At 71.6% G+C, this 11,102-nt stretch carries 8 protein-coding genes; 2 read left to right on the top strand and 6 right to left on the bottom strand.

Translation table 11 applies throughout. The features are described from left to right. From AB0M29_RS44285 to AB0M29_RS44300, 4 genes are all read right to left on the bottom strand, one after another. The coding region (locus tag AB0M29_RS44285; protein WP_365393346.1) for an aldehyde dehydrogenase family protein at window positions 1-878 on the bottom strand (878 nt) is incomplete at its 3' end. A gap of 93 nt (window positions 879-971) precedes the next feature. After that, window positions 972-2,618, bottom strand: coding sequence for a thiamine pyrophosphate-binding protein (locus AB0M29_RS44290; protein WP_365393365.1), 1,647 nt, complete (start codon window positions 2,616-2,618; stop codon window positions 972-974). A gap of 99 nt (window positions 2,619-2,717) precedes the next feature. Continuing rightward, window positions 2,718-3,497 carry a class II aldolase/adducin family protein gene (locus AB0M29_RS44295; protein WP_365393349.1) on the bottom strand — a complete coding sequence of 260 codons (780 nt, stop codon included), beginning with the start codon at window positions 3,495-3,497 and terminating at the stop codon, window positions 2,718-2,720. Between the two features lie 54 nt (window positions 3,498-3,551). Further along, the gene (locus AB0M29_RS44300; RefSeq protein WP_365393352.1) at window positions 3,552-5,063 is read right to left on the bottom strand and encodes a sodium:solute symporter; all 1,512 of its coding nucleotides are present in this window, start codon (window positions 5,061-5,063) and stop codon (window positions 3,552-3,554) included. Between the two features lie 200 nt (window positions 5,064-5,263). Between AB0M29_RS44300 and AB0M29_RS44305 the strand changes: the two genes are divergently transcribed. Continuing rightward, window positions 5,264-6,904: a PucR family transcriptional regulator ligand-binding domain-containing protein gene (locus AB0M29_RS44305; RefSeq protein ID WP_365393355.1), complete on the top strand. Its 1,641-nt coding sequence runs from the start codon at window positions 5,264-5,266 to the stop codon at window positions 6,902-6,904. Between the two features lie 80 nt (window positions 6,905-6,984). Here AB0M29_RS44305 and AB0M29_RS44310 read toward each other — a convergent pair whose 3' ends face one another. Both AB0M29_RS44310 and AB0M29_RS44315 read right to left on the bottom strand, forming a co-directional pair. Next, the gene (locus tag AB0M29_RS44310; protein WP_365393359.1) at window positions 6,985-8,487 is read right to left on the bottom strand and encodes a leucyl aminopeptidase; all 1,503 of its coding nucleotides are present in this window, start codon (window positions 8,485-8,487) and stop codon (window positions 6,985-6,987) included. 122 nt (window positions 8,488-8,609) lie between these two features. After that, a complete protein-coding gene (locus AB0M29_RS44315) occupies window positions 8,610-9,530 on the bottom strand; it encodes a DMT family transporter (RefSeq protein WP_365393368.1) in 921 nt (306 codons plus the stop codon). Between the two features lie 149 nt (window positions 9,531-9,679). Here AB0M29_RS44315 and AB0M29_RS44320 point away from each other — a divergent pair, with 149 nt between their 5' ends. Continuing rightward, window positions 9,680-10,573 carry a LysR family transcriptional regulator gene (locus AB0M29_RS44320; RefSeq protein ID WP_365393362.1) on the top strand — a complete coding sequence of 298 codons (894 nt, stop codon included), beginning with the start codon at window positions 9,680-9,682 and terminating at the stop codon, window positions 10,571-10,573. Window positions 10,574-11,102 lie beyond the last annotated feature (529 nt).

The following is an 11,102-nucleotide window of genomic DNA, read 5'->3' on the forward strand; positions in this document are numbered from 1 at the left end:
ACGCGGGTGGCCGCCGTGCAGTCCTGGCCGGCGTTGAAGAACCCGGCCACCGCGATGTCCTCGACGGCCTTGGGGATGTCGGTGTCCTCGAAGACCACGACCGGGGCCTTGCCACCCAGCTCCAAGTGCACCCGCTTCACGTCCTTCGAGGCGGATTCGGCCACCTGGATGCCGGCGCGCACCGAGCCGGTGATCGCGGCCATCGCCGGGGTCGGGTGCTCGACCATCATCCGGCCGGTCTCCCGGTCCCCGCACAGCACGTTGAAGACGGCGGCCGGCAGCTCCAGCTCGGCCAGGGCGCCACCGATGATCTCGGCCAGCAGCACCGTGGAGGCAGGGGTGGTGTCGGACGGCTTGAGCACCACGGTGTTGCCCGCAGCGAGGGCCGGGGCGAACTTCCACACGGCCATCATCATCGGGTAGTTCCACGGCGCGACCTGGGCGCAGACGCCGACCGGCTCACGCCGCACGATCGACGTCATCCCGTCCATGTACTCACCCGCAGACCTGCCCTCCAGATGGCGCGCGGCGCCGGCGAAGAAGCGGATCTGGTCGACGATCGGGCCGAGCTCCGCCGAGCGGGTCAGCCCGCGCGGTTTGCCGGTGTTGCGGCACTCGGCGTCGACCAGCTCGTCGGCCCGCGCCTCGACGGCGTCGGCGATCCGCAGCAGCAGCTTCTGCCGGCGTGACGGGGTGGTGTCGCGCCAGACAGGGAAGGCCGCGGCGGCACATGCCATCGCCACGTCGACGTCCGCGCGCCCCGACAGCGGCGAGGTCGCGTAGACCTGACCGGTCGTCGGGTCGACGATGTCCAGTACGCGGCCGTCCGCCGCGTCGACGAACGCGCCGTCGATGTAGTTGCGCAGTGCGCGAAGCACGGGTCCTCCTCGGTCTGGGGGGCCAGTGGCCCGGAATTGCGGTGTCGGCGGGCTGCGACCCGCGCGGGGCACCTCAAGGGGTCTGACGGTGTCTCAGGAGTGCTGCGTGGCGCCGGGGTCGGGGGCGTCGAGGTGGGTGGGCGCGAACATCCTGAGCACGGCGGGCAGCACGACGACGTTCGGGCCAGGCGCGGCCAGGGCCGCCGCCAGGTCACGGGCGAGGTCGTCGGCGCTGGTCAGGGTCGCGGGGACCCCGAACGCCTCGGCGAGCGCGACGAAGTCGGGCCTGGCCAGTTCGGTCGCCGTCGCCTCGCCAAAAGCGCCGTTCATGTACTCGCGCAGGATGCCGTAGCCGCCGTCGTCGACGATCAGCCATGTCACGTCGAGGCCGAGCTGCCGGGCCGTGGCGAGTTCGGCGATCGAGTACATGGCGCCGCCGTCGCCGGACACCGCGAGGACCGGGCCGCCGGGGCGGGCCGCGGCCGCGCCCAGGGCCGCCGGGTAGCCGTAGCCGAGGCCGCCTGCCCCCTGCGCCGAGTGCATGGTGTTGGGCACGCGGGCGTCGAAGGCGGACCAGGCCCAGTAACCGAGGATGGTCATGTCGAAGAAGACCGGGGCACCGTCGGGCAGTGCCCGCCGCACGGCGGCCAGGATGTTCTGCTCCAGGTCCAGGTTCTGTGCGTCCAGTCGGACCCGGATACGTTTCAGCAGGTCGGCCGCGGTCGCCTCGGCCGCGCCGTCGGGGGTCCTGGCCGGTACGGCCTCGGCCAGGTCCGCCAGGGCGAGCCGGGCGTCGGCGTGGATACCCAGGGCGGGGTGGTTGGACTCCAGTTTCCCGAGGTCCGCCTCGATCTGGATGATCCGGCCGCGCGGCGCCATGGTGTGGTAGTTGCTGGACAGTTCGCCGAGGCCCGAGCCCGCCACGAGCAGGACGTCGGCGTCCTCCAGGAGTTCGGTGGTGTGGCGGTCCTCCAGCCAGGACTGCAGCGAGAGCGGGTGTTCCCAGGGGAACGCCCCCTTCGCCCCGTACGTGCAGGCCACGGGCGCCCGCAACTGCTCGGCCAGTCGCAGCAGTTCGCCGGTGGCGCCGGAGCGTACGACGCCGCCGCCGGCCAGGATGACCGGCCGCCGCGCCTCAGCCAGCAGCGCGGCGGCGGCCGTGACCAGCTCGGGCCGCGGGGCGAGCGGGCGCGGCTCGGCGCGCAGGGTGGTCACCGGGGGCACGCTGGTGGCGGCCAGCAGGACGTCCTGCGGGATCTCGACCCACACGGGACCGTGGGGAGCGGTGAGCGCGGATTCCCACGCGCCGGCGAGCGCGGAGGGGATCTGGGACGCCGTGCGGGCGATGTGGACGGACTTGGCGATGTCGCGGAAGCTGGCCTGCTGGTCGACGAGTTCGTGGAGGAAGCCGCGACGGCGGCCGCCCAGTCCGGCCGAGGGGATCTGGCTGGAGACGGCGACCACCGGGACGGACGCCGCGGCCGCTTCCTGGAGCGCGGCCAGAGCGGTCAGGGCGCCGGGCCCGGTGGACAGGAAGAGCGGCGCCGCCGTCCCGGTGGTCCTGGCGTAGCCGTCGGCCGCGAAGCCGGCGTTGTTCTCCACGCGCAGTCCGACGTAGCGCAGTGCGGACCTGCGCAGGGCGTCGAAGAGTCCCAGCGCGTGCTGGCCGGGGAGGCCGAAGACGCACTCGGCGCCGAGCGCGGTCAGCGATTCGACGACCAGGTCGCCGCCGTTGCGCATATGGCTCGCCGCGGCGGGTCCTGCGGGGTCGGCGCCGGTCCGGGAGGGGACCCCGGGATCGCGCGGTTCGATGGAGCTCATTGCGGGTGGTGTTCCTTTTCAGCGTGTGTAGTCGGGCGCGATGCGGTCGAGCAGCCGCAGCAGCGCCGCCCAGGCCAGGTCGTACGCGTGGTTGTCGCTCAGGTCGGAGTCGTGTCCCTCACCCGCGAGCTGACGCGCGGCCAGCTCGCAGACCGCGGCGTCGGGAACGCTGAGCTTGGCGCCGCCCGCGGCCGCCGCAATCTGGATCTCGCACGCCTTGTCCAGGTAGTACATCCGCAGGAACGCCTGGGCAGGCGTCGTGCCGACCGTCAGCAGGCCGTGGTGGCGCAGGATCATCGCCGGGTGGGGGCCGAGGTCCGCGACCAGGCGCTGCTGCTCGGCGAGGTTGAGGGCGACGCCCTCGTAGTCGTGGTAGCCGAGCCTGCCGGTGAACTCCATGGAGATCTGGTTGAGCGGCAGCAGCCCGTCCTGCTGCGCGGCGACCGCGCAGCCCGCCTTCGTGTGCGTGTGCACGACGCAGTGGGCGTCCGCGCGGGCCGCGTGGATCGCGCTGTGGATCACGAATCCCGCGGGGTTGACGGGATACGGCGTCTCTTCGACGGCGTGCCCGGCCAGGTCGACCTTCACCAGGTTCGAGGCGGTGATCTCCTCGAAGAGCAGCCCGTACGGGTTGATGAGGAAGTGCTGCTCGGGTCCCGGAAGGCGGGCCGAGATGTGGGTGAAGATCAGGTCCGTCATCCGGAAGTGCGCGACCAGACGGTAGACCGCGGCGAGTTCACGCCGCAGGTGCAGTTCCTCGGCCGACCGCCGGGCGGCGGCGGGTGCGTTCGGGGACATCCACGAGCTCCTGGGTCGGGGGGAGGGCGGGTCGGGCCGGGCGGGCGGCTGGGGTCAGCTCGCGACGGGGGCGGTGGCGCGCTCCCCCACCTGCGTGGGCGCGGGCTCCGCGCCCCGTCCCGCCAGCCGCTCGCGCCACCGCTCCAGCACAGCGGCGTCGGTGGGCCGGGTGGCGAGGCTGGCGGCGACGTAGGCGACCAGGCTCACCGCGAGGCCGTAGTAGATCGGCTCGTTGGCGAGGACGCCCTTGTCCATCATCAGCAGGATCACGGTGGCGCCGCCCGCGACCATCGAGGCGAGCGCTCCGGACAGGTTCCCGCGCTTCCACAGCAGGCCACCGAGGATCGGCACCAGCAGGCCGCCGACCAGGAGGTTGTAGGCCACGGTGAGTGCGGAGAGCACATCGCTGAGCAGACAGGCGATCACGATCGCGGTCACGCCCAGGACGACGATCGCCAGCCGGTTGCCGCGGACCTCGTCGCGCTCGCCGTCCGTGTGCGCCTCGGGCCCGCCGGGCGCGGGCCGACCGCGGCGCCGCAACGTACGCAGCCGACGCCAGATGTCGTTGTTCGCGACGGTGGCGGAGGCGATCAGGGCGCCACTGGCCGTCGACATCATCGCCGACAGCGCGGCTGCGAGCACCAGGCCCCTGACGCCGGTCGGCAGGGCGTGCTTGACGATGGTCGCGAACGCGCCGTCGGCGCCGTTCAGCTGGGGGTACAGCGCCTTGGTGGCCATGCCGATGACGGCGCCGGCCAGGGCGTAGACCAGGCAGTACGCCCCGGCGACGGTGCCACCGTACGCGGCGACCTTGTCGGTGCGGGCGGTGAAGACGCGCTGCCAGATGTCCTGGCCGATCAGCATGCCGAAGGTGTAGATCAGCACATAGGTGAAGATGGTCTGCCCGCCGATGGAGGTCGGGGAGAAGTAGCTGTGCGGGAGCTTGTCCTGCATCGCCGCGAAACCGCCGGCTTTGACGACCGCGATGGGCAGCAGCAGGACGAGCACGCCGACGCTCTTGACCACGAACTGCACCATGTCGGTGAGGGTGATCGACCACATCCCGCCGAGCGCCGAGTAGCCGACGACGATCGCGCCGCCTATCACCACCGCGGCCCAGCGCGGGACGTCGAACAGGACGTCGAAGACGCTGGCGTAGGCGATGGTGGAGGTGACGGCCAGCATCAGCGTGTAGATCCACATCACGACACCGGAGATCAGGCTGGCCCCGTCGCCGTAGCGCAGCGAGAGCATCTCGGCGACGGTGTACACGCGCAGCCGGGCGATCCGGGCGGAGAAGAAGATGCTGAGCGCGAGGAGGCCGAGGCCGATCGCGAAGACCATGGCCGCGCCGGAGATCCCGTAGGTGTAGCCCAGCCGCACCCCGCCGATGGTGGACGCGCCGCCGAGGACGACGGCGGCCATGGTGCCGGTGTACATCAGGGGGCCGAGCCGACGGCCCGCGACGAGGAAGTCGCTCTTGGAGCGGGCGCGCCGCTTGCCCCACCAGCCCACGCCGAGGATGCCGAGCAGGTAGACGATCATCACGAGGTAGTCGACGGCCATGAAGGTTCTCCGTACGGTGCGCATGGCGGACAGCGACCGCGCGCCTGACAAGGGGGACGACGGCGCGGCTGCTGAGGAACGGGAGCGATACGGGGTGGGGGGGGAGACCGCCGGGTTACGGCTTGCTGTCTCGAAGGGAGACGCTACGCGGCCGCACGACACCGCTGAAGTGGCGATTCCATCCATTATTCTTTCCGTCAATGGATGAATCCGATACTCCCTCCGAGGTTGATCACGCCCCCGCGCCCGGCGCGCCCGCCGTGCGGCTCAGTGTGCTGCTGGCCGACCCGGTCCTGGGTCTGCGGCACATCGCCGGTCCCGCCGAGGACCGCCTTGTCGGCACGGTGGGCACCACCGAGGTGGAAGATCCAGCGCCGTACCTGCTCAGCGGCCACATGCTGCTCACCGCCGGCGTCCGCCTGCCCCAGTCCCAGGACAGTGTCGACGCCTACGTGCGCGGCGTCGTCGCGGCCGGGGCGGCCGCCATCGGCTTCGGTGTCGCGCCGGTCTACGACGAGGTCCCCGACGCCCTGGTGGCGGCCTGCGACCGGTTCGGCCTGCCGCTGCTGCGGGTCCCGCGCGAGACGCCCTTCGTCGCCGTCGGCCGCGCCGCCTACGCGGCGATGGCGGAGGCGCACCACCGCGAGCTGCGGCTGATCTCCGCCGCACAGTCCGCCCTCGCCGGGGCCGCCGCCCGCCCCGACGCACTGGCGGCCGTACTGCACCAGCTCTCGGTCCACCTCGACGCGTGGACCGCACTGCTGGACGCCTCAGGACGCGAGCTCTTCGCCGCCGGGCCGCGACCCGCTCCGGCCACAATCCAGCGGCTGCGCGAACTCACCGCACGCGCCATCACCCAGCGCCAGCCGAGAACCAACGAGAGCGCCTCCGGGCAGCGGCCACTGCCGCCGACGTCCGCCGCCGAGCACCACGCCGAGCTCCACCTGACCGTCCACACACTGCCCGGAGCCGAGCGCAACACCGCCCCCTCGGTGCTCGCGGTCGCCGCCACCGCACCGCCCACAGCCGTGCACCGCTCAGTGACCGGGGTCGCGACCGTACTGCTCTCCCTGCTCACCAGCCCGCGCCACGCACTGGGCGGCGACACCCGAAGCGCCGGGGCGCTGGTGCGGCTGATGCTCGGCGAGGCTCCGGACGCCGTCGCCCCGGCGCTGCTGCCCGGTGACGCCGCCCGGGACAGCCGCTGGGTGGTGGTGCGCGGCCGTCACACCCGGTCGGGGCCGGGGCCCGGAGGTCGGGCGAGTCACGACCCGGTGTGGCTCGCCGCGCTGGGCACCTCGCTCGGCACTCCCTATCTGGAGGTCGACGGCGTCGAGCTGCGCGCCCTGCTGCCCGAAACGCGCGGGCCCCGCACGGCCGTCGACGCCGACCTCGGGCAACTCGGCTGGACGCTGGGGTACAGCGCGCCGACGCCCGCGGCCGACCTCGCGATCGCCGACAACCAGGCCGCCCGCGCGCTGCGCCGGGCCCTGGCCACCGACGCGGCGGCCGTCCGCCACCGCACCGAGGACCGGAGCGTGCACGGCCTGGTCGACCCCACCGACGCGCAGGCGCTGGCCCGCACCCGCTTCGCCCCGCTCGCGGAGGCGGCCGCACCCGGACAGGCCGTACTACTGGAGACACTGCGCACCTGGCTCGCCCTGCACGGCAGTTGGGATCGCACCGCCACCGCACTGCAACTCCACCGCAACACGGTGCGCCAGCGGATCGGCAAGGTGGCCGAGCTGCTCGACGCCGATCTGCACGACCAGGACGTGCGGATGGAGCTGTGGTTCGCGCTGCGCTGGCTCCCGGGAGAGCAGGGGGCGTCCGGCCGCTGACGCTCCGTCGGCTCCGGGCGCCCCTGGCGACCACGCTGATCGCCCAGCGAGGGGTGGGAAACATCGGGCTCTGGCGGTGCTTACCGCAGGCCGCCCGCCGCTGCGTCCAGTGCCACCTGGATCAGTGTGCGGACCGCGGAGCCGGTGCCGCCCTTGGGGGTGTAGCCGTAGGGCTCGCCCTCGTGGAAGGCGGGTCCTGCGATGTCGAGGTGGGCCCAGGGGGTGTGGTCCGGCACGAATTCCTGGAGGAACAGGCCGGCCGCGAGGCCGCCGCCCATGCGTTCACCGGAGTTGGCGATGTCTGCCACGGTGGAGTCCAGGCCCTTGCGCAGTGCGGGCGTCAGGGGCATGGGCCAGGCATCTTCGCCAGCCCTCTTGGTGGCGTGCATGATCCGGTCGCGGAAGGCACTGTCGTTGGACATCACACCGAAGGTCCGCTTGCCCAACGCCAGCACCATGGCGCCGGTCAGAGTGGCCACGTCCACGATGGCGTCGGGCTTGTCCTCGCCTGCACGCACCAGAGCGTCGCCGAGGACGAGACGGCCCTCGGCGTCGGTGTTGACCACCTCGACGGTCTTCCCGCCGTACATCCGCAGCACGTCGCCGGGGCGGGTGGCGGAACCGGACGGCATGTTCTCGGCCATGGCCAGCCAGCCGGTGATGTTGACCTGGAGACCGAGCCGCGCGGTGGCCATCACCGCGGCGAACACGGCGGCAGCGCCGGACATGTCACGCTTCATGATCTCGTTGAAGCCGACCGGCTTGAGGGAGATGCCACCCGAGTCGTAGGTGATGCCCTTGCCGACGAAGGCGAGGCTCGTGTCGGCCTTGGGATGGGTGTAGGCGATCTTCACCAGCCGCGGAGGGTTCGCCGAGCCCTGGCCGACGCCGAGAATCCCGCCGAAGGCTCCCTCGGTGAGAGCGTTCTCGTCGAACACCTCGACTGTGAGCCCGTGTTCCCTGCCCGCTGCCTGTACGAGGGCCGCGAAGCTCTGCGGGTACAGGTCGTTGGCTGGCATGTTGATGAGGTCGCGGGCTCGGTTCAGCTCCTGGCCGACCACGCAGGCCCGCAGCAGCGCCTCGTCGTCCGCCCCTGTGCCGACCAGGATCACCAGTTCAGCGACGGGAGCCTTACCGTCGCCCGTGCCGCAGCTGCGGTACGCGGTGAAGTCATAGGTGCCGAGCAGACCGCCCAGCCCCACCGCCTCCACGGCGTCCGCGGTGTCGGCGGGAAGCGCCAGAAGGACCTTTGGGGCCCCGGCCAGGGTACGGGTGGCGACCCCGGCAGCCCGGCGCAGCGCGTCGGTGTCGTACACACCGTCGTCGGGGGCGTTGCCGAGGCCGACCGCGAGGACCAGGCGGGCTTTGAGGCCGATGGGTGACAGGAGTTTGACGGTCTCGCCTTCGGCGCCGGTCACTCCCAAAGCGGAGAGGCTGTCGGTCAGTGGACCGTCGAACGTGTCGGCCACCGCCTCCGCTCCGGGGGCCAGTGCCGGGCCTTGGGGACCCTTGACGACGCCGATCACGACAGCGTCCGCGGGAAGCGATGTCGGGCGGGCGGTGCTCATGGTCAGTGTGGTCACGTGAGTGGTGTCCTGTTCTTGTCCGATCCGGATCCCTGTCGGCGTTCGGCCTGGGCCCACGATGGTGCGGTGGGGCGCCGTAGCCCCTGCGTTCGTGGCCGCGGTGACACGGCCCGCGGCGGTCAGGTCCTCAGCGTGTTGGCCGCAGCCGCCGCGGTGTGCGGCGCTTCCAGAGCTTCCGCGGCCGCCGCCGACGGCTTCCGCTGTTGTCGGCGCGTCATGCCGACGCCGACGAGGACGACGACCATGCCCGCGACGATCCTCAGGTTGAGCGCTTCGTTGACGAAGATCGCGCCCAGCGCCACCGAGACGACCGGCAGCAGGTAGCCGACTGTCGCGGCGTTCGTAGCGCCTTCGTCGGCGATGATCCGGTAGGTGAGGTGGAAAGTGATCCCGGTGGCGACTATTCCCAGGATCACGACCGCGCTCAGGGACTTCGGGGAGATGTGGACCGCCGCGAGGCCACCGGCCGGCAGGGTCAGCGCGGTCAGGCCGGCTGCGGCGATGAGCTGAGCCGCGGACAGCGAGATGGTGGGGATGCCCTTGCCTATGAGGTGACGTGCCATGTAGGTGAAGCCGACGGCGTAGCTCGCAGCCGCGGCGATGATGGCCAGCGCGCTCCAGCCGACAGGCCCCGTTTGCGCCCAAGGGGCGAAGATCAGCACCGTTCCTGCGAACCCGAGGAGGAGCCCGGCCAGACGGACCGGGCGCAGCGTGTGTTCGGTGCCGATAGCGAGACCGATCAGCACCGACCACAGCGGTGTCGTCGCGTTGAGTACGCCGGCCAGGCCGGAACTGACGGTCTTCTCGCCGATGCTGAACATGGCGAACGGCAGAGCGTTGCAGAAAAACGCGGCCACGAAGATGTGGCGCCAGATGGTGCGGCCGTGTGGGAGACGGTGGCGTGCCCTGAGGCACAGTGCCAGCAGGACAGCGGCCCCCAGGATGCAGCGGGTGAGCGTGACCTGGACGGGAGCCAGGGCGCCAAGGGCGAGTTTGATCCACAGGAAAGTGGACCCCCACAGCAGGGCAAGCACACCCAGCCGTGCCCACTCCCATGCTCTGCCTGCGGCGCTGTTCACTCGTCGTTCTCCTTGTCCGGGTCCATGTCCGGGTCGATGTCCATGAACGATGCCTCGGCCAACACGGAAGGACAAGCGAAAGAAACTGCACTCGCGTTAAGCTCACCTACATGCTTGATGTGCGACGCCTGAACTTGCTGCGGGCGGTGGTCACCAGCGGGTCGATCACCGCGGCAGCGCGGAATCTGGGCTACACCCCCTCCGCGATCAGCCAGCAGATGACCCTGCTGGAGAAGGAGGCGGGGATCCCGCTGCTCGAACGGATCGGGCGCGGTGTCCAACCCACCGCGGCCGGGCGGCTCCTGACCGGCCACGCGGACACCATCAGCCGGACCCTCGCCGCGGCGGAGACCGCGCTGGCCGACCTGCGAGCGGGACGTACGGGCAGGTTGTCGATCCGCTACATTTCCTCGATCGGCCCCACCGTGGTGGCGCCCGCCCTGTCCCGCCTCCGCGAAGAGCATCCGGGTGTGCAGATCGATCTCAAACTCATCGATCCCGAGGACCCGCTGCCGACCGCCGACAAGGACCGGGCGGACCTGACCATCATGGTCGGCTCGGGCCACAGCAACCCCCCGGGCATCCGCCTGGTACATCTGCTCGATGACGCCTACTGCGCGGTGCTGCCCTCGGGGCATCGACTCGCCTCACAACGGGTCTTCGATCTGGTCGAACTCGCAGGTGAGCCATGGGTCGGCAGCGAACCGCCCGGCCCCTGCCTCGTGCCCATCGCCGACGCCTGCGCCGCCGCGGGATTCAGCCCGAACTACGTGGCAACGAGCGAGGATTACGCCACGGCGCAGGCGTTCGTCGCCGCCGGCCTCGGAGTGTGCCTCATCCCTCGCATGGGACTGGGCAACCGCCACTCCGGCGTCGCCATTCGCAGGGTCCGCCGCCCCGAGCCGGTCAGGACGATCTACGCCGCGGTACCGGAACTCACGCTGGCGCAACCCGCATTGCGCACACTGCTCGACGCGCTCAAGGACGCGGCCAAGGAGGAGTAAGGGCAGGCGGTCCGGCGTTACTGACCTTCGAAGCGTGATGTCGCCAAGGACTTACGGGTGAACGTGCGCTCGGTGCAGCGGTGGCGCCGGACCTGGCGGGACGCCGGACCCATGGGGCCGTGCTCGGCGGGGCCCGTCTCCACACCGAAGCTGATCAACGCGCTCTTCGCCGTGCTGAAGGTCGAGCTGGCCAAGGGCGCAGTAGCGCACGGCTGGCCGGACCCAGACCTGGGCCCTGTCACAGATCAAGGCGCGGATCAAGGCGCGGCCAGGGCGGCGCTTCAACAAGTCGTTCACGCTCTCAGGCATCTCGCAGATGCAGCGCCGCCCATCGCGGCAGTCGGCAGCAGAACGTCGCGCGGCGAGCGCAACGCGGGGGCCTCGCGGTGGGGGCGGCCCCGGCCCCCCCCCCCGCGGGTTTTTGGGCCTTGGGGGGTATGGGGGGTGCCTTGGGTTCTGGGGGGGGGGGGGGGGGGGGTAGATGAGCCGGGGACTCCGCGGGTCTCGGCCGCGTCGGCGGGCTTCCAGC

Origin of the sequence: Streptomyces sp. NPDC051976, from assembly GCF_040680795.1 — a bacterium.
Lineage (GTDB): Bacteria > Actinomycetota > Actinomycetes > Streptomycetales > Streptomycetaceae > Actinacidiphila.